Source organism: Nonomuraea sp. NPDC026600, assembly GCF_040638335.1.
Taxonomy (GTDB): domain Bacteria; phylum Actinomycetota; class Actinomycetes; order Streptosporangiales; family Streptosporangiaceae; genus Nonomuraea.
The window spans coordinates 31,551-52,577 of sequence record NZ_JBEZYD010000007.1 but is presented as its reverse complement, the minus strand read 5'-3'; the positions used below and the strand labels follow the sequence as shown (position 1 = coordinate 52,577).

The 21,027-nt window shown below is 67.9% G+C and carries 17 protein-coding genes and 2 pseudogenes; 10 read left to right on the top strand and 9 right to left on the bottom strand.

Annotated elements, in window-relative coordinates; all coding sequences use genetic code 11:
• Positions 1–424: 424 nt before the first annotated feature.
• From AB0F17_RS18515 to AB0F17_RS18505, 3 genes and pseudogenes are all read left to right on the top strand, one after another.
• Positions 425–699, top strand: a pseudogene (locus AB0F17_RS18515) (transposase); the annotation flags it as partial.
• A gap of 155 nt (positions 700–854) precedes the next feature.
• Positions 855–1,439, top strand: coding sequence for an ABATE domain-containing protein (locus AB0F17_RS18510; RefSeq protein WP_358024038.1), 585 nt, complete (start codon positions 855–857; stop codon positions 1,437–1,439).
• The gene (locus tag AB0F17_RS18505; RefSeq protein WP_358024035.1) at positions 1,439–1,984 is read left to right on the top strand and encodes a GNAT family N-acetyltransferase; all 546 of its coding nucleotides are present in this window, start codon (positions 1,439–1,441) and stop codon (positions 1,982–1,984) included. Before AB0F17_RS18510 ends, AB0F17_RS18505 begins: the two co-directional genes overlap by 1 nt.
• 548 nt (positions 1,985–2,532) lie before the next feature.
• Here AB0F17_RS18505 and AB0F17_RS18500 read toward each other — a convergent pair.
• Both AB0F17_RS18500 and AB0F17_RS18495 read right to left on the bottom strand, forming a co-directional pair.
• The gene (locus AB0F17_RS18500) at positions 2,533–4,980 is read right to left on the bottom strand and encodes an FtsX-like permease family protein (protein ID WP_358024032.1); all 2,448 of its coding nucleotides are present in this window, start codon (positions 4,978–4,980) and stop codon (positions 2,533–2,535) included.
• On the bottom strand, positions 4,974–5,717 hold the full coding sequence (locus tag AB0F17_RS18495; protein ID WP_358024029.1) for an ABC transporter ATP-binding protein: 744 nt from the start codon (positions 5,715–5,717) through the stop codon (positions 4,974–4,976). The genes AB0F17_RS18500 and AB0F17_RS18495 overlap by 7 nt, the downstream gene beginning before the upstream one ends.
• Before the next feature lie 393 nt (positions 5,718–6,110).
• Between AB0F17_RS18495 and AB0F17_RS18490 the strand changes: the two are divergent.
• Positions 6,111–6,299 (top strand): annotated as a pseudogene (locus tag AB0F17_RS18490) (site-specific integrase); the annotation flags it as partial.
• On the opposite strand, the gene AB0F17_RS18485 reads toward AB0F17_RS18490, so the two are convergent.
• The 7 genes from AB0F17_RS18485 to AB0F17_RS18455 all read right to left on the bottom strand — a co-directional run bounded on the left by AB0F17_RS18485 (position 6,277) and on the right by AB0F17_RS18455 (position 12,869).
• On the bottom strand, positions 6,277–7,092 hold the full coding sequence (locus AB0F17_RS18485; RefSeq protein ID WP_358024026.1) for a type 1 glutamine amidotransferase domain-containing protein: 816 nt from the start codon (positions 7,090–7,092) through the stop codon (positions 6,277–6,279). The pseudogene AB0F17_RS18490 and the gene AB0F17_RS18485 sit on opposite strands and share 23 nt — an antisense overlap.
• Positions 7,093–7,364: 272 nt before the next feature.
• Positions 7,365–7,502: a hypothetical protein gene (locus AB0F17_RS18480; protein ID WP_358024024.1), complete on the bottom strand. Its 138-nt coding sequence runs from the start codon at positions 7,500–7,502 to the stop codon at positions 7,365–7,367.
• Positions 7,503–7,640: 138 nt separating this feature from the next.
• Positions 7,641–7,970: a hypothetical protein gene (locus tag AB0F17_RS18475; protein ID WP_358024021.1), complete on the bottom strand. Its 330-nt coding sequence runs from the start codon at positions 7,968–7,970 to the stop codon at positions 7,641–7,643.
• Positions 7,967–8,548 (bottom strand): DUF6262 family protein, encoded by a 582-nt coding sequence (locus AB0F17_RS18470; RefSeq protein ID WP_358024018.1) that lies wholly within the window; start codon positions 8,546–8,548, stop codon positions 7,967–7,969. Before AB0F17_RS18470 ends, AB0F17_RS18475 begins: the two co-directional genes overlap by 4 nt.
• Positions 8,545–11,109, bottom strand: a complete 2,565-nt coding sequence (locus tag AB0F17_RS18465; protein WP_358024014.1) for a site-specific integrase — start codon at positions 11,107–11,109, stop codon at positions 8,545–8,547. Before AB0F17_RS18465 ends, AB0F17_RS18470 begins: the two co-directional genes overlap by 4 nt.
• Complete coding sequence (locus AB0F17_RS18460; RefSeq protein ID WP_358024011.1) at positions 11,106–12,281, bottom strand: tyrosine-type recombinase/integrase; 1,176 nt, start codon at positions 12,279–12,281, stop codon at positions 11,106–11,108. Before AB0F17_RS18460 ends, AB0F17_RS18465 begins: the two co-directional genes overlap by 4 nt.
• 78 nt (positions 12,282–12,359) lie before the next feature.
• Positions 12,360–12,869: a DUF1524 domain-containing protein gene (locus AB0F17_RS18455; RefSeq protein ID WP_358024008.1), complete on the bottom strand. Its 510-nt coding sequence runs from the start codon at positions 12,867–12,869 to the stop codon at positions 12,360–12,362.
• Positions 12,870–13,189: 320 nt separating this feature from the next.
• Between AB0F17_RS18455 and AB0F17_RS18450 the strand changes: the two genes are divergently transcribed.
• From AB0F17_RS18450 to AB0F17_RS18425, 6 genes are all read left to right on the top strand, one after another.
• Complete coding sequence (locus AB0F17_RS18450) at positions 13,190–14,536, top strand: sugar ABC transporter substrate-binding protein (RefSeq protein ID WP_358024006.1); 1,347 nt, start codon at positions 13,190–13,192, stop codon at positions 14,534–14,536.
• Entirely contained in the window at positions 14,533–15,453 is a 921-nt protein-coding gene (locus AB0F17_RS18445) for a sugar ABC transporter permease (protein WP_358024003.1), read from the top strand. Before AB0F17_RS18450 ends, AB0F17_RS18445 begins: the two co-directional genes overlap by 4 nt.
• Positions 15,450–16,262 carry a carbohydrate ABC transporter permease gene (locus tag AB0F17_RS18440; protein WP_358024000.1) on the top strand — a complete coding sequence of 271 codons (813 nt, stop codon included), beginning with the start codon at positions 15,450–15,452 and terminating at the stop codon, positions 16,260–16,262. The genes AB0F17_RS18445 and AB0F17_RS18440 overlap by 4 nt, the downstream gene beginning before the upstream one ends.
• Positions 16,259–18,016 (top strand): glycoside hydrolase family 36 protein, encoded by a 1,758-nt coding sequence (locus AB0F17_RS18435; protein WP_358023997.1) that lies wholly within the window; start codon positions 16,259–16,261, stop codon positions 18,014–18,016. The genes AB0F17_RS18440 and AB0F17_RS18435 overlap by 4 nt, the downstream gene beginning before the upstream one ends.
• Positions 18,013–19,005: a LacI family DNA-binding transcriptional regulator gene (locus AB0F17_RS18430; RefSeq protein ID WP_358023994.1), complete on the top strand. Its 993-nt coding sequence runs from the start codon at positions 18,013–18,015 to the stop codon at positions 19,003–19,005. Before AB0F17_RS18435 ends, AB0F17_RS18430 begins: the two co-directional genes overlap by 4 nt.
• A 65-nt stretch (positions 19,006–19,070) precedes the next feature.
• Complete coding sequence (locus AB0F17_RS18425; RefSeq protein WP_358023991.1) at positions 19,071–21,020, top strand: hypothetical protein; 1,950 nt, start codon at positions 19,071–19,073, stop codon at positions 21,018–21,020.
• Positions 21,021–21,027 lie beyond the last annotated feature (7 nt).

The following is a 21,027-nucleotide window of genomic DNA, read 5'->3' as shown; positions in this document are numbered from 1 at the left end:
GGTCCCGGCGGGCGGCACAACGCCCCCGTTTTCTCGGAGGCGTTGTGCCGTGAGCGACTGCCCCCAGGACGTAGGGGCGAGCCCTGAGGCCGGAGGGTCAGCAGCTGGCGAGCATGCTGCTGAGCGCCGTCTTCTCCGCGCTGTCGAGGCTCAGGCTGTAGTACCACTTGACCTGGATCCAGGATCGGGCGTAGCGGCAGATCTCGGCGGTGCGCGGCGGCTGCCACTCGGCCGGGTCCTTGTCGCTCTTGGACTGGTTGACGTTGTCCGTTTTACCGATCGCCCTCGGTTCTATCTATGTTTTGACCTGCTGGTTCACGTCGCGGACGTGTGTGTCGTGTGTTTGCAGCCAGTTGTCGGCGTACGGGCTCAACTGCGGAGCCACGTACAAGTAAACGGGGTCTGAGGAACATCGGAACCGATGATCGACAGTTCGCACGTGCGGGCGCTCAAGGGCGGCCCAAAAACTGGTCCGAGCCCGGTCGACCGCGCCAAGACGGGCTCGAAGCACCATGTCATCGCCGACGGCAACGGCATCCCGCTGGCCGTCAGTCTCACCGGCGGCAACCGCAACGACGTCACCCCTTGCCGCACTGGTTTCGCCGCCTACGCATCCGCTGGGAAGTCCGCGACGACATCCACGAGGCCTTCATGACTTTGGCCGCCGCGATCATCTGCCGGCGACGCCTGGTCCGCTGATCTCTTTGTAAGGACCTATAGAGCCACGCATCGCCCGGCCCAGCACCCAAAACAAGATGACCCCCTCAGTGCCTGTGCTGGCGCGAGAGGTCAGTGATAGCTGGTGCCGAATATTGAGATGCTGACGCATAAGTGGCTCTGCTACCGTCATTCTCATGCTTGATCCGGAGTTCCCGATTCTCGGGACGGAACCTCTCGCGGTGGAGCTGGCCAACACCCTCTACGGCATGGGGAACCAACAGATCGACTTCTTGCGGCATCCGCAGTGGATCGACCAATGGTTCGCGCTGGTGGCCGGGCAGCACACGATCGCGGGGGCATCGGTCGCGATGGGCGATGAAGCCGAGCGCGTCCGAAAGTTACGCGACGGCGTGCACTCCTTGCTGTCGACGGCCATCGACCGGCGAGCCCCTGAGGCGGTGATGGTCGAACGGGTCAACGGCTTCGCGGCGGCCTCGCCGACCTACCTGCAGCTGGAGTGGGCCGGCGCTGATGAGCCGGTTTCACGGTGGCGGGACACCACCGCCGACAGCACCGCGGCGCTCGGCCGTATCGCCACCTGCTGCATCGAAGTGCTGGCCGGGCCTTCGGCGGGCAACCTACGACGCTGCCAAGGCCCGGGCTGCTCGCTGATCTTCGTGAAGAACCACTCACGTCGGAAGTGGTGCCACCCCTCATGCGGCCACCGAGACCGGCAGGCCCGCTACTACCGTCGCCATCTCACCCCTGGAGCGTCCTGATGATCACATGGCGTCGACTCGACGAGCAAGACTTCCCGCTCCTGCAGCAGTGGCTGGAACAACCGCATGTGGCTCGCTGGTGGAATCACCAGACCTCGCTGGAGGCGGTGGCGCGCGACTTCGGTGGCATCGCCAAAGGAGAGGAACCGGGGGAGAATCTACTAGTTTTCCTCGACAGCCGACCGCTCGGCCTGGTCCAGCGATCGCTCCTGGCCGACTATCCGGAGTATCAGGCCAAACTGGAAGCCATCGTCGCCGTTCCCGAAGGCGCCATCACCATCGACTACCTGATCGGCGATCCGCAGCAGGTCGGCCAGGGCATCGGAACGGCGATGATCCGCTCGATCATCGAGCGAACCTGGGAAGAACTCCCGGCCGCCACCTGCGTTCTGGTCCCCGTCTCGGCGGCCAACCGCGCATCCTGGAGGGCACTGGAGAAGGCCGGGCTACGTCGGGTCGCAGAAGGCGACCTCGAGCCAGACAACCCCATCGACGACCGAACCCACTACCTGTATCAAGTCGATCGAGCAACGCAGCCGGACTGACCAGGACACCGCTCCCACAGGCGGTCAGACACGAAGCAGGAAGCTACGCGCCCTTCCACAGGATGAACTCGGGCGATCACAGCCGTCGCCGGGCCATCACATCATTTTGTTAGGAGCCCTAAGCCCTGTCCGGGCAGGTCATCGCTGTGCAGCCTTGCGACGGCCCTGCTCTCGAAGGATCGACCGCAGATACCAGCTGCGGCACTCGGCCCTGACCCACGCGGCCGAGGACGGTGCCAACACCTCCACCCTGCTGGCCTACTCCGGGCATACCTCGGTCGCCTCGCTGGCTCGCTATGCCCGGGTCTCGCGCGCTGGCAGGTCGAGCGCGACCCCCCGCGCAAGCGGTGAAGCCGGCGGTATCGACGGAGGCCAGGAGTCGTGTCCAGAGAGTGCGCCGTCGCCCAAACACAAGATCATTGAGGTGGTGTCGCCTCGTGCTCAAGCGCTGTGGTTTTGACGGCCTGCTCACTTACTCGGGTCGGCCTACTGGTGGGGCCGACCCGAGCAGCAGTGAACTTTGTGGTACATAACGCGCGTTACCGTCGCTACGGGCGGGGCGGCTGTAGCGCGGTTCTGGCTGGGATGACCGAGGCGGCGACGGCGAGCAGGAGGCAGATGCCGATGACCGCGCCGATGATCGGCCAGGGAAGGATCATGCCGACGGTCATGCCGATCATATTGGTCAGCCCCGTGGTGATGCCGACCAGCGCCGTCACGGCCACCGCGATGCCGAGCAGCGCGCCGATCGCGACCACCAGGGTCGACTCCAGGGCGACGGTCCGCAGCACCTGGCCGGTGGTCGCGCCCGACAGCCGCAGCACGCGCAGATCGGTTGCCCGGTTGGCGGTGGCCATCAGCAGCGTGTTGGCGATGGAGATGGCGCTGTAGCCCACCGACAGCCCGACCAGGATGAGCACGAAGACCCAGACCAGCTCGTCTTCATGTTCCTCGATGCCGGCCATCCGGTCGGTGACCTTCTCGATGACGGCTCCGGTGTCCGCCGGGACAGCAGTGGGGATGGGGAGGTAGACGGGCTCGGTCAGTGCTGATGGATCGTGGTCGCGTACAGTCTGGCGGGTCAGCAGGATGTCGGCCGGGGCCTCCTTGAGGACCGCGACCACGGTGAGCCGCAGGCTCTGTCCGTCCTCGAACGCCACCGGCGCGGCGGTGCCGACGCGCCAGCCGCGCTCGCGAGCGGCCCACTCGGCCACGGCCATCGTCTGGCCGCCTTGTAGGTTCTGCAGGTCTCCGGCGATCACGTCCGCCTTGGTCCGGCCTGCCACGCCTGCCGCGCTGAAGGGTCTGTCGCCTGTGTAGACGGTGGTCGGCAGCGTGGAGGAGGAGCCGTGCGCGGCCGAGACCACGGCGTCAGTGAGGCCCGGTGTGTCCTGCGGCGCGAGCACCCACTCCGCCTGGACGGCAGCGGCACGGCGCAGCCCGTTGGCCCCGACGTTGGTTTCCACCATTCCGGTGACCAGCACCGCGAAACCGACCGTGACCAGCACCGGCGCCGCTGTCGAGGCGGTGCGCCGCACAGCGGTCAGTGCGCTCTGGCGCACCAGCATGCCGATCGCTCCGCTGCGAACCGGCCACGACACGGCGCGCACGAGCGGCGGTATGACCGCGGGCGCGAGCAGCGAGAGCCCGACGATCAGCGTCCCCGCCGCGTAGAAGGAGTACTGGATCACGCTGTCGGACTCACCGGCGATGAAGACACCGAGCACCACTCCCACGAGGGTGAACAGCGCTCCGAACACCCACCGGCCGGCCGTCATCGGGCGTTCGTCCACCACGGCCTCGCGCAACGCCTCCAGCGGCACCACCTTCGCGGCCCGTCGCGAAGCCGCCCATACCCCGAGCTGGGCCACCACCAGCCCGGCGGCGAAGCATGCCAGCATCGGCCACAGCCGGGCCTCCACAGCAAAACTCCGCGGTTGGAATCCCAGATCGACGAGGGTCTGGCCGAAGCCGGGAGCGCACACCGTACCGACAGCGACCCCGGCCGCGGCGGCTGACACGCCGATCACCAGCGCCTCGCCGTGCATCAGGGCGCGCATCTGGCGCGGGGTCGCGCCCACCGTCCGTAGCAGCCCCAGTTCCCTGCGCCGCTGCACGACGCCGAACGCGAAGGTGGAGGCCACGATGAACACAGCCGTGAACGCCACCAGGATCGCCATGCCGCTGAGGATCTGGTAGCCGAACCACCGTGTCTGAACGTCTGCCACAGGTTCGGTCGCCGATCGGGCCTCACCGCTCAGGACCAGCCCCTTGGCGCCGACGACGGCTCGGGCCGCACGCTCGATCGCCGCGACGTCTGCACCGGCTTCGGCCACCAGCCCGATGACCCGCACCCCGCCGGTCCGCGCCTGGGCGAAGTAGTAGCCGGGGCTCGCGACCGTGCCGGACACCGAGTAGGACGCCGGTCCGGTGGCGGTGAGCACCGTCACCTGCCGGCCGGGTGCCAGCCCGAGCGCGCGGCTCACGACGACCTCATCGGGGCCGGCCGGGGGCTTGCCGGCGGCCAGCCGGTACGGTGCGAGCGCGGCGCTGGGCCACAGGTATCCCTGGGTGTCACCCGCGACGGGTTTGCCGCCGATGACCGCCTGGGCGTAGAAGGTCCGGTCGGGTACGGCCGCCGCCACCCTCGGGATCCGGCCGAGTCGCTCGGCCAGGGACCGGGCCTGCTCCGGTGGCCAGGGCTTGTCCGGGTAGAACAAGCCGTTGGCCTCTCCGCCGGTGGAGGGTGTCTTGACCAGGACGGCGGCCCCTGCGTACCGGGCGGGAACCTGAGGTTGGGCGGAGGCGAAGACGAGTCCCGTCATGGACAGGATGCCGACCGCCAGACCGAGCGCGAGGAAGGTGCCGGCCAGGCTGCCCCAGCGGCCGCGCGCCAGATCCCAGGCCAGGGCGAGTGAACCGCCACCGCGCCACCGGCGGCCTGTCGCGCCCTGGACCCGCCGCGCTGATACTTGTTTTTGGGCCCGCTTCAGCATGCCGCTGCCTCCAGGCTCGCCATCCGCGCCGCGATGGTCTCCGCGCCGGGGCTTCCGGTGAGCTCGTCCACCACCCGGCCGTCGGCCAGGAACAGCACCCGGTGGGCGTACGCGGCTGCGACCGGATCGTGCGTCACCATGATCACGGTCTGATTCTGGTGTTCCACGATCCCGCGCAGCAGCTTCAGCACGGATCGGGAGGTCGTGGTGTCCAGGGCGCCGGTCGGCTCGTCGGCGAAGATCACCGCGGGTTTGGTGACGAGAGCACGGGCGATCGCCACGCGCTGCTGCTGGCCGCCGGACAGCTCACTGGGCCGGTGCCTGGCCCGCTCGGCCAGCCCGACCTCGGCCAGCGCCGCACGCACCTGCTCCACGCCGGGCCGGCGCCCCGCCAGGCGGAGGGGGAGGGCGACGTTCTGCTCCGCGGTTAGGGCGGAGACCAGGTTGAAGGACTGGAAGACGAACCCGACCCGCGCGCGGCGCAGCAGCGTCAGCTCGTTCTCCGTCAGCGCGCCGAGGTCCGTGCCATCGATGATGACTTTGCCGTCGTTGGGCCGGTCCAGCCCGGCGGCGCAGTGCAGCAGCGTGGACTTTCCCGAGCCAGACGGGCCCATCACCGCGGTGAAGGTGCCCGGCGCGAATCCGGTGGTCACGGCGTCCAGCGCTGCCACCGCTTGGTCGCCGGAGCCGTACACCCTGCTCACCGACCACAACTGGACCATATCTGTCGATGTCATGCCTCGATCCAACCGGCGCGGAGATCTTGGCACATTGGTGCTGAGGCGAGAAACGCCGGTAGACCCAGCACTACCTCCGGTCCAGGACGCTCCGGGTGACCAGCCCCGGGAGACACGCTAAATGCGGCGTCACTGTCGAGTCCACGCAGCCAATCCGTGGCTGAATTGCGAGGTGGCTGGCCTGTCAGCCGTTTATCTCATCGCCATGGACATCGCCGGGGTCTCCCAAGGGCCGCAGGCCTCCGGGCAGGTCGGGCAGGGCGAAGGAGTAACAGCCCAGCACGTTCTTATCTGGACAATCGCTTGGGATGACCTTGGAGTCTCTCCTCTTTGACGCGTCTTCGTCGCATACGTTGACCCACATCCCTGCTGCCGCAAGGCGTGGAGGCCGAGATGCGGGTCATCAAGGAGCGAGACGGCGGGATCGTCCGCCGGGTGCGACTGGTCGACGATGAGGGAGAGCTGGTGGGGCCGGTCTGCCGGTTCCTGGATCACCTCCGGAACAGGGAGTTCTCGCCGAACACCCTGACCGCGTACGGATACGACCTGAAGTACCTGCTCACCTTCCTCGATCGGGAGGGCTTGGACTGGCAGGACTTCCGGGCGCCGCACATGCTGGCTTTGCTGGCGTTTCTGCGGCGGGGGCGAGCGCGCTTAGGAAGGCGCGCGAAGCTTCGTCGGCCGACCGCATGTTCTGCCCGGTGATCAGAGAGCCGTGGACCACGACGTGCGAGGTGAATTCGGCCGCCTCCTCGAACTCGGCGCCCAGTTTCATGAGTCGCTCCTGCAACAAGAACGGCACGAGAGCGTCGCGTTCGAGTGCGGCCTCCTCCTGGTTCGTCAGTGCCGTCACCTTCCGACCCTCGACAAGTGGTCGGCCGCTCACCGGATCGACCCCGCACAATGCGGCGACACCGTGGCACACCGCGGCGACGGGCTTGCCCGCGTTCAGCGCCGCGGCGATGAGGCCACCGATCACGGGATTATCGGGGAAGTCCCACATCCCGCCATGGCCACCTGCGAAAAAGAGGCCGTCGTAGTCAGTCGTTGCCGCGTTCCGCAGGGGCAGCGACGCATGCAGTAGCGCTCGCGCGTAGACATCCTTGTTCAACCTCCGCAAAGCCACCGTCTCGACGCCCTCGCCGAAGCTCAAAGGATCGACCGGCGGGTCGCCACCAAGTGGTGATGCGACGACGACCTCGACGCCAGCCTCCTTCAGTGCGTAGTACGGCGACGCGAACGTCTGCAACCCCACGCCCGTTGCCTGCCCTGTCGAGCCCAGTTGCCCGTGAGACGTCAGGATGACGAGAACTTGTGACACCTGACGATCTCCTTCCGTGCTGCAAAGAGCACGATTACCAGTCGAGCGCTTCATGAGAGTGGCTCAGTCTTCGGCTTGTTGATAACGAATCTGCAACGTGTCCAGATAAATGTTCACGTGGGCGTGGATGAAAGGCGACAGGCGGGCCACATCCGCATCGTTCACGGTGAACCCCTGTGCCCGTAGTTTGGAAACCCCGCTCCTGAGCCTCCGCCCGCCTACTCGTACGCACCTCTGCACTTCAAGAAGTACGCCGACACCGGGGGACTGTACGGTTAACTGGACACACCCGACACCACCACCCCCCAATCCGAACCGGCCTCCGGTCAGAGGAAGTCTCTCCAGAAGGGGACGACTGTCGGCGGAGTCCAGTTTGGTTCGATGTCGAGGCTGGCTCCGCCGAACTCCTGCCGAATGTAGTCGAAGAGGTCGGTGCCGTAGTAGATGATGTCTGTTTGGTGCATCGACAAGACTGGGTGTCCGTAGGATCCTCGCCCGGCTGGCAAGTATCGGTGGCTGAAGATGGGGACCATGCGCGGGACTTCGCTGAGTTTCAGGCGGGCTGCACTAATTGCTTCGGCTTGGTCGTTTGGCCGTTCGCCTCAAGTGTGGTGCCAGTAGCCGTGCTTGACGTCGAAGAGAGCGCCATCCACCGGCCAGTTCAGCCTTTTGCGCAGTTCATCAGGGTCACCATTGCGCCAGTCGGGCCAGGGTGTTTCGCTCTGGAACACTCCCGGCTCGGGCGGAGGGGAGCCGGTCGGCAGCCCTGCGGCGAGGAACGCTCGGTGATCGTCGGAGAATTCGAAGCCATACTGGTGCTCAATGCGGGCGAACTCCGCGTCGGTCAGCCCTGGCTCGATCGGCCAGAGTCCCGTCTGGGCCAGCCGGTGAGCTGCGTGTGTGCCGAGCGCGGAACCTGCGGTGCTGATCACTCGGGAATCGTAGCCGGGTCTTCGAGCAGCCGAGCTTCAAGATCCGCGATGCGTTTGTCGAGGAAGCGGTTGTTGGAACGGGAGGCTGCGAGCTTCTCCTCAAGATTCCGGTTCTTCTGGGAGAGGTCGCTGACCTGTCGCTTCAGGTCGGCGTTCTGGGTGGCGATGCGTTGCGCGGCTTGTTCGGTGTAATCGGCTTCGAGGTCGCGGATCTGGCCCAGAAGCAGACCGATCCGGTCTCGTTGAGTGCCGATCTCTCGGTGCGCCATGCTGAGAGCATCTTCGGCGTTGAGGGCGCGTTCCCTCCAGGAAGCTTCGATTTGGGCGTCGCGGCTTGCTCGGTCTTGGCCGCGCTGATCGCCAGCGGTGGCGAGCGCGGTCTCCATGAGCGTTCTGGCATCAGGGTTTTGATAGAGGAAGGAGCGAGATACATCAGCTCGGCGGGCAACGGCTGGGTAGGTGATCGGGGTGCGTTCGCGCTGCATGATCCGCAGGGCTTCTTTGATCGCCATGAGCTTGGTCTGGATGTGCTGCTGGCGGGCCTGATTAGCGGCGCGGGTCCTTGTGCTGGGGGTCACGGGGTGTCCTGTCGGGTGCCGATGGCGGCTAGGTCGGTGGTGCGGAAGCCGGTGCTCCAGAGCCGGTGGAAGTAGTCCTGAGGGCGGCGCAAGTCGAGGGCGAGGGCGTCTTCGAGGAGACCGAGGCCGGCGAGGGCTTGCTCGAGGCCTTCGATGGCGCGGCGGGTGGGTTCGAACTGCTGGTGAAGCCAATCGGCCATCTCGTCGGTGGGCGCGCGTTCGGCGAGTGAGTGCCACTGGTCGCGTTTGCGCCGCCAATAGAGCAGGTCAGCGCCGGTCATGACGAACTTGTCGCAGTTCTCGCAGTCGAGCTTCCAGGGACATACGCCGCCGTCGACGACGACCTGGAAGGTGCAGATGCCGCCGTCGGTCGGAGTGCTGCGCCGGTTCAGGTCGATGACGAGCGCCTGTGCTTGCTCGGGCGGGAGCAGGGTTACCCCTTCGGAGAGGAGTTCTCCCGGAAGGCCAGCGCCGGGCCCGGAGACCCAGACGTGCTGCAGGACGTCGTCGATCTCTGAAAGGGCGACTTTGGCGTAGTGCTCGGTCATCCGCTCCGAGACATGGCCGAGGAAGCGCTTGATGTGGTGCAGGCCGGCGCCTGCGGCGAGCAGCTTGGTCGCGAGCGTGTGCCGGGCTTGGTGCGGGACAACTTGTCTGCCGAGATCCAGTTCAGCGACCCAGTCTCTGAAGGTCTGGTTGAACCAGTTGGCGGAGACCGCCCGTTCGCCGCGCGGGTTGCGGGCGTTGGAGGAGAAGAGTGCCAGCCGCGGCCGCTCCTGTGGCATCGGTGCTCTGCCGAACCGTCTCACGAACAGGGCGGTGGTCTGCTGCTGCCGCTCTAGGACCCTTTGGTGGGCGTATTCGGGGATGCGAATGGCCTCGTCGTAGTTCCCGACCTTGGTCTGGTCGTGCCAGAGCAGCGGGACTCGGTTCACTCTGCGCACGCAGTCGAGCCGTAGTTCGCGGACTTCGCTGGCCCGGCGCCCGGTGGCCACGATCAGCGTCCACATGTCCCGCATGCCGCGGTCGGCAGGATCGTGAGTATCGAGCTTCGCCAAGTTGACGGGGTCGGCCAGTGCCTCTGCGATGTCGTCACTAAAGGGGCTGCGTGTGCGAGGGGTGGTCTTCACACCGCTCGGGAATGCCCTGATGAAGCTCCGCTTCAGCCCGCGCGAGTCGCATTGGTCTTGATCAAGCACCCAGCGGAAGAGCTTCCTGAGGTCATCGAGGATGCGTTTCTGCGTGACCTCGGTCATCGTGGTGGGCTTCTTCTGGCTGGCGGTCGCCAGGGAGGTAAGGCGGTCTCGGGAGCGTCGGCGCATATCGGCTATGAATCGGTGAACGTCGTCTTCCTCTAGTAGCCGAGGGTCAAGGCCCCGGTTCTCGGCCGCCATATCGAGGAAGGCTGCGAGTTCTTGGCACGCTCGGCGAAGTGTGTGGAAGAAGGTCGCGGCGCGGGTGGAGCTCGGGGACCGAAGTGTGTCAGCGAAATAGTCCCAGAGGAGGTCACGAAGCCATCGCTGCGGCAGCATCGTCAGATCGAGTTCTGGGGCAAGGCGCGTGGGGCGCCGGCCGAAATGATCGAGCTGGAGGTAGCCCGCTTCGCGGGTGTCCGCGGGGGTGACGTAGATGATCCGTAGTTCCCGGCGGATTCCCTCTATCATCTGCTGGTGGTCGCGCCGGGTGATCCTCGCCGTGTCGAGCTGGTCAAGGGACCTGGCCGATCGGCATTCGGCGATGACGCCCTGAACGACCTGGAGATGCCAGTTGCTGCGGTCGCTCCGGCGGGCATGGCTGAACAGGCTCCACCGCAGCTCGGCCTGCATCAGCGGATGCATTCCCCGCAGGTTGAGGACACCGAGGCGGGTCGGCGGGGGTGTGGTGCGGCACCAAGTTCGAAAGGCTGTCTCATCGTCAAACTGAACCGGGGTCTTGAGCCCGTACCGGTCGAAGTTCCAGAACCATTTGGCGGGCAGCTCTGCCGCGCCCGGTCGCCCCATTCGATGGTAGAGACCGTAGTGATCTTCACAAAGGCCGAGCGGGTTGAAGGCGAGATCATCGCAGGAGGCCACCAGGCAGTTCCCGTAGGAGGGGAGCGGTTTTTGGCGGGAGATCCACTCGTCGAAGTCGGTGTCGGCGGTGCTGGAGCGCTTGGCGCTCGCCCAGTTGTTACTGTGCCGGAAACACAGCCGCCGCTGGCGTCGTTGAGCTGGCCGGGCGCACTGCTCGACCAGGCAGTTCCCCGGTGAGGTAAGCACCAGCGCTTCGCGTGGTAGTGCGGTCTGTAGAAACTTCTCCAGTTGTCCGCCCTGCTCGGCAAGGGCAGCCCACTCTTGCCCGTGCGCCGAACACAGCCCCTTGCCGATCTCGGAGACTCGCTGGCAGTCGGCCACCCGGCAGCCCCAACCGTAGTCCGGGTGGTTCGGCGGGATATGGATGACGTCGTCGCGCAGCAGCGGCTCGAAATCTGGGCCGTTGATCAGGGCCGTGAGCAGTTCCAGCCGGTCTCGGGACTCCCTCGCGGGGTTCAGGACCGGCAACAACGGCGATGAGAAGGTCATCTCTCGCCCCAGACCGTCTGCAGCGCCGCGGTGAGGGCCGGGTCGTGGATGTCGATGTGCGCGTAGATGTCAGCGACTGTCGCGGTCGATGCCCAGCCTCCGGCGTCCCGGGCGATGAGCAGATTGCCGTCCGCGGCGTCCAGGACGTTCGTGGCGAACTGGTGCCGGCACTGGTGCGGCGTGATGTGCCCCAAGCCGGCCCGCCTACTCATGCGGGCGAACATGCCGCGGGCGGCGTCCGCGGTCCAGGGGTCGCCTCGACCCAGCCCGGTCAACTGGACCAGCAGCATCCCATGATCCGCGGCCGTTGGATATTCGCTGGTCATGTAGTCGAAGTAGGTGTGGATCATCGCTGGGCTCACGCGTTTGATCAGCCCGCCCGTGATGACACCGTCCTCGAGCGCCCAGGGGTACTTGGTCTTCGCACTGGCCTGATTGCGGTTCCCGCGGCGATGGCAGATGTGAGTATGCGGCACTCGGGCTTGGGCGCAAGCAGCGCGTTCACGCAGATGCAGGTCGGCCAGGTGCAGACCACAAAGCTCGCCGATCCGAAACCCACCGTCCAGCAGCCAAGTGACCACCATCCGATCCCGGGCCGTGGTCGCGTTCGCCAGCAAGGCATCACGGGCACCGTCCGGCAGGAGCTTCGGATGACGCCGCCGGCGAACCTTCGGCGCCAGCGGGTTGGCCGGTGCCGACCTCTTCACATGCCCAAGCAGTGCCCGGTTCCGGTCAGCACGGCTTGGAAGACGGGTCAGCGCCAACTGGCGACCGAGCTCTGCGTTGCTTCCCAGCACTGCTAGGTCCAGATAGAAGCCCTTCAAGCAGGCGGCCGCAGTCTTCAACGTCTCGTGCCCGTACGGACGCTTGCCGATCCTCCAGGGCACTCCGAGCGGCCCGTTGACCTGCGCACCGACGAGCCCCATATATCGCTCAAGATCGCGCAGCTGGACCGACCCCAAGTCCAGAGCCTCGCGCTCCAACCATCTCAGGTGATCCACCAGCAGATAAGCGTAGGTCCGTTGCGTGCCCGATCCATCGTGCTTCTGCAGAAACCTGTCGGCCTCCCCGTACACCGCCCCGTCCGGCCACAGGATCGTCCACGACCGCCACCCACCCCGCCGCATCAGAACCTGAACCCGCAGATCCCCGATAACCCGTCGATGCCCCATGCAACCTCTCGCCTCACACGTTCCGTACGCCAAACGCCACAGTGGTTACTGAGGGTGATGGCCTTCTCGCAGGCTGTTCTACGAACGTGGCATACGCCCGACAGGGCGGTGGGAAAAGTCCGTCACGGCCCACAGTTCGGGGCCGCCCAGGTCGTTGGCGTACGTCTGCCGCTGGGCGGTCGTCCATGCCCATGCCCCCGAGGCCCATGCCTCGGCCAGGGGGACCATGTGGTCGATGTCCACGTCGGAGGCGGCGGTCCAGGTCGCGCCGTCGTAGGGGCTGTACCAGCTGCCGGAGACGGCCGCGCAGGCGGAGTTGGTCACCACGTTGGTGCCGTCCCGCTTGAGGACCTCTTCGCGGGTGTTGCAGGTCCCGCTCTGGGTGATCCAGTGCGGGAACAGGTCGCGGTCGTACGTACTGCTGTGGGATTCGGCGGCCACGGTCAGGGTCGCGAGCCGGGAGGCCGCGGTGGCGGCGGACGGGATGTTCGGCGGGATCGCCGCGGCCGGCTGCGTGGTGATGGCCAGGGTCAGGACGGTCGCGCAGGTGATGCTGAAGGAAGCCGATAACGCACGCTTGAGGTGCATGAGGGGTGGCCCTTCTGCCGCCGTCCTCGGACGGGAGCAACTGCCTCGTCGGGGGCGAGGAGGGCGGGCACCTTGACGGTGACAGCGTCCGGTTGGTCCATAAATGGTGAGGTTTGCCGAGCGACAAAGCGGGCGTTGGTCTATTCCTGACACTGGCCGTCATGGCGCCGCCGCCAGGCGCGTCAACGTGCGCGGCTGCTTGCGCCGGACTTCCGGTTTCTGCCTGAAAGTTTTCGCTGAAGTATTGCAAGCGCCCGAAACGCGGATGTAACGTCACGCGGCAACAGGCCACATCTCCTCATCCCCCCAGGAGTTCGATCATGGCCCACCTCGACCGACGCCGATTTCTCCAGCTCAGTGCCCTGGCCGCCGGTGGGGCCGCGATGTCCGCCTGCGGTGGTGGAGGCGCCGCCCCGGCGGCCGCTCCGGCGGGCCCGACCGGTACGGCCGCCACGGGCAACGTCACCGTCTGGAGCTGGCAGGGCCCGGCCGCGATGATGAAGGAGCTCGTGCCCGGCTTCCAGAAGCAGTTCCCCGGCATCAAGGTCGACGTTCAGGACATCGGCAATCCGGCCATCTGGGACAAGATCACCACCGGGATGGCCGCGGGCGGTCAGGGGCTCGGTGACGTCCTGCACATCGGCGTCGACTATCTGCCCGCCTACATCGAGAAGTTCCCCGGCGGCCTGGCCGACCTCGTGCCGCTCGGCGCCGACCGGCACAAGGCGGAGTTCGCCCAGGGGATGTGGGAGACCGTCAGCCGCGACGGCAAGGTCTACGCGCTGCCATGGGAGGCCAACTCGGCCGGTTTCTACTACCGGGCCGACCTGTTCGAGAAGGCCGGGATCGACGGGGAGGCGCTGCGGAGCTGGGACGAGGTCATCGAGGCCGGGGTCGAGCTCAAGAACAAGGCCGGCGTCCAGTTGCTCGGCATCGACAAGCCCGCCTCCCAGGCCGACTCCGCCAACTTCTTCCAGATGCTGCTCCAGCTCCAGGACACCTTCTACTTCGACATGCAGGGCAACATCACGCTCGACACGCCGCAGGCGGTCACCGCGATGACGATCATCAAGCGGCTCAACGACGCCGGTCTGGTCGCCGACATGTCGGGCGGCTGGAACACGATGATCAGCTCGCTCAAGAGCGGCGAGGTGGCGGTCCAGTCCATGCCCACCTGGTTCGGCGGTGTCGTCGAGGAGAACGTGCCCGAGCAGAAGGGCAAGTGGAAGGTCCGCCTCCCGCCCGCCGTCACGTCGGGCGGCAAGGTGTCGGCGACGGTCAACTCCACGCACCTGGCCGTGGCGGGCACCAGCAAGGTCAGGGAGGCCGCGTACGCGTTCGCCGAGTTCGTGCTCACCCGGCCGGAGAGCCAGGTCGCGATCTACCGCGGCAAAGGCATCGCACCCGCCCTCATGTCGGCCTACGACGACCCGGTCTTCCACGAGACGTCCGCGTTCTTCAGCGGCCAGAAGAAGGGCGAGGTCTTCCTCGACGCGCTCAAGCGGCCCTCCTACGTGACCAACTACTCCGCCGACTACCCCCGCGCGCTCAAGGCCGTCACGGACGCCCAGACCAAGGTGCTGCTCAAGGGCGCCGACCCGGCCACCGTGCTCAAGGAGGCCGCCGACCTGATCGCCCAGCAGACCGGGCGCAAGGTGCTGCGATGACGGCCGTCACTGAGCGGGTGGCCACCGTTCCGCCGGGCCATCGCGTGCCCGCCCGCGGGTGGCAGGGGAGGAGGCTCGCGCCCTACCTGTTCGTGCTGCCGGCGCTGGCCCTGTTCGCGACGTTCAAGCTGTACCCGATCGTGTGGTCGTTCTGGCTGAGCCTGTTCAGGACGGATGGCGCGCTGCAGACCTTCGCGGGAGCGGCGAACTACGAGCGCCTGGCCGCCGACCCGCTGTTCTGGACCGCGCTGCGCAACACCGGGGTCATCCTGCTCGTCCAGGTGCCGATCATGCTGGCGCTGGCGATCGGGCTGGCGGTGGCGCTCAACTCGCGGCTGCTGAGGTTGAAGGGGTTCATCAGGCTCGGGTTCTTCATGCCGATGGTCACCGGTCTGGTCGCGTACGGGCTGCTCTTCGCGGTGCTGCTGAACCCGCAGTTCGGCCTGGTCAACTGGGTGCTCGGGCTGATCGGCCTCTCTCCGGTCCCGTGGCTGACCGACACGCTGTGGGCCCGCATCGCCATCGGCCTCGCGCTGACCTGGCACTACACGGGCTACAACGCGGTGATCTACCTGTCCAGGCTGCAGGCGCTGCCGCAGGACCACTACGACGCGGCCGCCGTGGACGGAGCCGGTGCCTGGAACAGGTTCCGGCACGTCACGCTGCCGGGACTGCGCCCGGTCATCCTGCTCACGCTCATCCTGTCCACGATCGGCACGCTCCAGCTCTTCGACGAGCCGTACGTCATGACCAACGGCGGCCCCGACAACAGCACGCTGACCGTGGGCCTGTACCTGTACAACAACGGCTTCAAGTACTTCGACTTCGGCTACGCCTCGGCCATCGCCTACGCTCTCGCCGTGATCATCGGGCTGCTCGGCATCGCGCAGTTCCGCTTCCTGGGAGACCGGTCGTGACCCGCCGGGTGATGCTCACGTCGTCACTGCTGATCACGGTCACCGTGGTCCTCGCGCCCTTCTACTGGCTGGTCGTCGCCAGTACGCACAGCACGGCCGAGGTGTTCGGCAACCCGCCGCCGCTGCTGCCCGGCGGGCACGTGCTGGACAACCTGGCCACGCTGGAGTCGACCGTCGGCTTCAGCAGGGTCGTGCTCAACTCCACCCTGATCGCCACCGTCTACACGCTGCTCGCGGGGCTCGTGTGCACCATGGCCGGGTACGGCTTCGCGAAGTACCGCTTCCGCGGCAGGGAGCTGTTGTTCGGGCTGCTCATGCTGGGCCTGGTCATCCCCAGTCAGGTGACGCTGGTGCCGCTGTTCAAGATGATGCTGGCGCTCGACTGGCTCAACACCTACCAGGCGATCATCCTGCCCAACCTGGCCCTGCCGTTCGGGATCTTCCTGATGCGGCAGTCGATGTCGGCGCTGCCCGACGAGCTGCTCTCGGCCGGGCGCGTCGACGGCTGCGGCGAGCTGCGGCTGTTCTGGCGGGTGGTGCTGCCGCCGATGCGGCCCGCGCTCGCGGCGCTCGGCATCTACCTCTTCCTCTACCAGTGGAACGACTTCGTCTGGCCGCTCATCGCGCTGCGCACGCGTGACGCCTACACGATCCCGCTGGCCATCGCGTCCATGCAGGGCGCCAACGAGACCGACTACGGCGCGATCCTCGCGGGCACCGCCGTCGCCGCGATCCCGATGGCGATCCTGTTCCTGCTGCTGCAACGCCATTTCATCTCCGGACTTCTCGCGGGAGCTGTGAAAGAGTGAGCGTCACGACCGCCGGGCTCGCGCCCGCGCCCACCGAGCCCCTGCTCGACGACGTACGGCTGGCCGTCCTGACGCACACCCCGGGCGCCACGGTCCGTCACGAGTGGTCGGCCGATGCGCTGGAGATCCACTCCGACGGCGACCTGGAGATCAGGCTGTCGGTCCCGCTCGGCGACGCGGCCGGCTTCTGGCACCCCGACGCCCAGTGGGCCCGCACGATCGTCGCCGACTGGGCGGGGCTCGCGCGGGTCTCGCTGGTGAGCGGCGCCGTGGCCGGCTGCCTGTACGACAGCGGCGGCGCGTCCATGCTGGCCTTCGCCGCACTGGACCCGGTGCCCGAGACCACCATGCGCTACGGGGTGTCCGAGGAGAACAAGACGTTCGTGGTCCACCTGCGCGTGCCCGCGGGACGCTCGCCGTACCGGATGGCCTTCGCCCGCACCTCGCCGACCGTCGCGACGGCGCTGCGCGAGCTGCGTGGCGCGCTGGGAACCGGGCCGGTCACGGTGCCGGAGGGGGCGCGGGTGCCGGTCTACTCGACCTGGTACGGCTTCACCCAGGCGGTCGAGGCGCCGGCCGTGGAGGCGGAGGCACGGCTGGCGGCCGAGCTGGGTTGCGGGACGATCATCCTGGACGACGGGTGGCAGGAGCTGGGCAACCGGCGCGGCTACCACGGCGTGGGTGACTGGCGCCCCGATCTAACGAAATTTCCGGACTTCGCGGGGCATGTCATCCGAGTCCGTGAGATGGGGCTGAACTACGTCGCCTGGGTGGCCCCGCTGCTGCTCGGCCTGGAGGCCGAGTGCTTCCCCGCACTCGCCGCCTACGCCCCCGAGACCGGGGGAGTGCCCGGCGCGCATGTGCTCGACCCGCGCATCCCCGAGGTCCGCGAGCACGTCGTGCGGACCTGCGTCAGGCTCGTCCGGGAGTACGGGCTGGACGGGCTGAAGATCGACTTCCTGGACAGGGCGATGGCCTACGCGGGCACGCCCTCGCCGGGCGACGTCGCCGACGTGGGCACCGCCATGCGGGCCCTGCTGACCGAGCTGGTCGCGGAGGTCGAGGCGGTGCGGCCCGGCGCGCTGATCGAGCTCCGCCAGCCGTATGTGGGGCCGGGCATGACGCCGTTCGGCAACATGCTCCGCGCCAACGACTGCCCGGCCGACTCGGTGGCCAACCGGGTGCGGACCATCGACATCGGGCTCCTGGCCGGGTCCGGCGCCGTACACGCGGACATGCTCATGTGGGACCCCGCCGCGCCTGCGCGAGCCGCCGCCCGCCAGTTGATCGGCGCGCTGCACTCGGTGCCGCAGATCTCGGCGCGGCTGGGCGAGCTGAGCGGCGAGCACCGCCGGATGGTGGCGTTCTGGTTGCGGCGCTGGCGGGAGCTGCGGCCGGTGCTGCTGGACGGTCAGGTCGAGCCCGGCCGCCCGGACGAGCTCTACCCGGTCGTGAGCGCCTCGCTCGGCGACCGGTGCGTGATCAGCGTGACCGCCGACCGGGTGGTCACGGTCGACGCCGCCCGGCACGCCAAGATCACCGTGGTCAACGGCACCGCGTCGGACCGGCTCGTGCTGGAGGTCGGCGGCGGGGCCTTCGATGTGGCCGCGGTCTTCCGTGCGGACGGCTCCAGGGTGGACGACTCAGCGGCGGACGGCTCTAGGATCGAGCCGTCGGACCGGCGGCTGGGGCCGGGCCTGTGCGTGCTCGGCGTTCCGCCCTCGGGGCAGGCTGATCTGGAGGTGACGCGGTGAAGATCGGCATCACCGAGGTGGCGGCCATGGCCGAGGTGAGCGAGGCCACGGTCAGCCGGGTCGTCAACCGGCGCGCCGGGGTGTCGGCGAAGACCCGCGAGGCGGTGGAGCGGGCCATGGCCGAGCTGGGCTACGAGCGCTCCACCCGCGGCCAGCTCGTCGCGGTGATCACGCCATGGCTGTCCAACCCGTTCTTCACCGATGTGGCCGAGCTCATCGAGGCCGCGCTGGCACCGCACGGGCTCAGGGGAGTGATCTGCCCGGCTCTGCCCGGCGGCATCCAGGAGCGCGAGTTCGTCGCCGCGCTGGCCGAGCACGGCGTGGCCGCGGTGGTGTTCCTGTCGGCCAGCAACACGCTCGACGACGCCGATCCCGAGACCTGCGACGTGCTGGCCGCGCGGCGCATCCCGTTCGTCGGGGTCAACGGCGGGTTCGACGGGCACGAGATGCCGGTGCTGTCCACCGACGATCGCATGTCGGCCGAGCTGGCCGTCGACCACCTCTGGACGCTGGGCCACCGCAGGATCGGGCTGGCCTCGGGTCCCGCCGGCAACCGGCCGGCCGACCGGCGGGTGGCGGGGTTCCGGGCCGCACTGGAGCGCCGGGGCGTCGAGGACACCGGCTCGCTGGTGGTCAGGCAGCACTACACGGTCGAGGGCGGCCAGTCGGCGACGGCCGAGTTGCTCGGGCGCGGCGTGACGGCGGTCGTGGCGGCCAGCGACTTCATGGCGCTCGGCGCGATCAGGGCGGTGCGCAGGGAGGGGCTCCAGGTGCCCGGTGACGTGTCCGTCGTGGGGCACGACGGGTCGATGATCATGGAGTTCGTGGATCCGCCGCTGACCACCGTACGCCAGCCGATCGACCGGCTGGCCAAGGAGGTGGCGCGGAGCGTCATCGCGCTGGTGGGCAACCGCGAGGTGCCCAAGGGCGAGCTGCTGTTCACTCCGGAGCTGGTGGTGCGGGGGTCCACCGCGCCACCGCGCCGCTGAAATCATTTGTCCTGATATTTCGTCTTTTTGCGGCCTGTTAGTTCATCCGATCATCGGGAGAATCCATGAAGTGGAAGGCCTTATCCGTCGCCATCGGCTCCTCGTTGCTCGCCTCAGTGGCCCTGACCCCCGCGGTCGCGGACCCCGCAAGGGGGCCGCTGATCGTCGTGAACCCCGGCTTCGAGCAGGACGCCGCGGGCTGGACGTTCACCGAGGGCACCGGCGTGGCCACCAACCGGCCGCACGGCGGAGCCAAGCTCGTCTACCTCGACTCCGGCGCAGGCAAGAGCATCAGCCAGACCGTCACCGCGCCCGCGGCGGGCAGCTACTCGATCTCGGCCTGGATCGCCACCGGCGGCGCGGCGGGCACGTTCACCGTCAGGCGCAACGGCGCCGACGCGGGCACCGTCACCCTGCCCAGCCGCTCGACCTACACCCGCTACACGATCTCCGACGTGGCGGCCGCCGAAGGCGACCGCATCGAGATCGTCTTCGGGTCCGGCTCGGGCTGGGTGAACGCCGACGACGTCATGGTCTCGCCGGGGGCCACCGCCGACCCGCGCGTCACCTCCTCCAACGCCGAGATCGTCGAGCTGTTCGCGTGGGCCAAGGCCAAGGCCGGCGGCTGGGTGCACCAGGACGGCGTCCCCGGCCTGCTCAACGTGGACGAGCGGGTGCCCGGCGGCACCGGCGAGGGTGTCTACGCCGCCACCTACTGGGCCGGATACGCCCATCGCACCGGCTACTACTCGCGCGACTTCGCCCACCAGCTGGCCGGAGCCCACATCCTGGGCCTGGACCAGGAGAACAAGAACATGCTCCGGTCCTTCGCCGCCTCGGCGACGGAGGAGCACAAGTACTACCCGGTCTGGGCGCTGAACTTCGACGCCAAGACCTACCTGGCCATCGACTACCGCTCGCCCACCAACTTCGTCCGCGAGGTGCCCGCCACGTTCGAACTGGTGGAGAAGGCCAACCAGGCGTTCAGATGGACCGGCGACCGGGCCTACCTCGACGACCCGGTGTTCTGGTCCTACTACCAGCGGGCGACCGACGACTTCGTCACCCTGCACGACGGCCAGCTCCCCAACGGTTCCGTCAAGGTCGCCGAGGGCACGGGCAAGGGCATCTTCCAGGGCGCGGCCAGCTACAACGAGGTCAGCGGCGAGCCGCTGGCCGAGGCCGGCGACGCGATCGGCGCCCAGTACCAGGCGTACAAGGCCCTGGCCGATCTCGCCCTCGACAGACTCGACCTCAAGACCTCGCTCAAGGCGGCCAAGCAGGCCCGCGACCTCAAGGCGTACTTCAACCAGACCTGGAGCGTGAAGCCGGGCTCCGATGAGTTCGTCCGCGCGTACACGGTCGACGGGACCCCGCTGACCGGCTTCGGCAAGGAGAACAGCTGGTTCATGCCGATGAAGGGCATCATCGACGCCGGGCCGCGCAACGACGCCTACCTCGACTTCGTCGACGCCGAGGCGAGCGGCGCGGGCCGGCCGCGCAACATCGAGGCGATCACGTACCTGCCCGACACGTTCTTCAGGCACAACCGTGACGAGACCGCCTGGAAGTGGATGAGGTACGTCTACGAGCAGCGCGAGACCAGGCACGTCAACAGCCGCCAGGGGCTGAACGGCGACTACCCGGAGGTGCCGTTCACCCTGGTCGGCCAGACCGTCGAGGGGCTCATGGGCATCCAGCCGGACGCGCCGCGGCACACCGTCGCCACGCAGTCGCGGCTGCCCGCCGACATCGGCTGGCTCCAGGTGGCCGACGTGCCCGTGGGCGACGGCACGGTGACCGTACGGCACGACGGGCACACGTCCACGACGTTCATCAACGGGTCGCGTACGCCGCGCCTCTGGGAGGCCCGCTTCGAGGGCGGGCGTCCGTGGCTCGAGGTCAACGGCCACCGCGTCCCGGGCCTGCCCAAGGTGATCGACGGCATCAGGTACACCGTCGCCCTGGTCCCGGTGCCCGGCGGCCACACCGCCACCGTCAAGATCGTGAGCTGAAGCCCGT

What these genes read in the sequence shown, in the direction of transcription:
- AB0F17_RS18495 (WP_358024029.1), bottom strand. Translation starts at nt 5,717, where the DNA reads ATGACATCGACAGATATGGTCCAGTTGTGGTCGGTGAGCAGGGTGTAC.
- AB0F17_RS18480 (WP_358024024.1), bottom strand. Translation starts at nt 7,502, where the DNA reads ATGCACCAAACAGACATCATCTACTACGGCACCGACCTCTTCGACTAC.
- AB0F17_RS18460 (WP_358024011.1), bottom strand. Translation starts at nt 12,281, where the DNA reads ATGGGGCATCGACGGGTTATCGGGGATCTGCGGGTTCAGGTTCTGATG.
- AB0F17_RS18445 (WP_358024003.1), top strand. Translation starts at nt 14,533, where the DNA reads ATGACGGCCGTCACTGAGCGGGTGGCCACCGTTCCGCCGGGCCATCGC.
- AB0F17_RS18425 (WP_358023991.1), top strand. Translation starts at nt 19,071, where the DNA reads ATGAAGTGGAAGGCCTTATCCGTCGCCATCGGCTCCTCGTTGCTCGCC.
- AB0F17_RS18505 (WP_358024035.1), top strand. Translation starts at nt 1,439, where the DNA reads ATGATCACATGGCGTCGACTCGACGAGCAAGACTTCCCGCTCCTGCAG.
- AB0F17_RS18450 (WP_358024006.1), top strand. Translation starts at nt 13,190, where the DNA reads ATGGCCCACCTCGACCGACGCCGATTTCTCCAGCTCAGTGCCCTGGCC.
- AB0F17_RS18510 (WP_358024038.1), top strand. Translation starts at nt 855, where the DNA reads ATGCTTGATCCGGAGTTCCCGATTCTCGGGACGGAACCTCTCGCGGTG.
- AB0F17_RS18465 (WP_358024014.1), bottom strand. Translation starts at nt 11,109, where the DNA reads ATGACCTTCTCATCGCCGTTGTTGCCGGTCCTGAACCCCGCGAGGGAG.
- AB0F17_RS18500 (WP_358024032.1), bottom strand. Translation starts at nt 4,980, where the DNA reads ATGCTGAAGCGGGCCCAAAAACAAGTATCAGCGCGGCGGGTCCAGGGC.
- AB0F17_RS18455 (WP_358024008.1), bottom strand. Translation starts at nt 12,869, where the DNA reads ATGCACCTCAAGCGTGCGTTATCGGCTTCCTTCAGCATCACCTGCGCG.
- AB0F17_RS18485 (WP_358024026.1), bottom strand. Translation starts at nt 7,092, where the DNA reads ATGAAGCGCTCGACTGGTAATCGTGCTCTTTGCAGCACGGAAGGAGAT.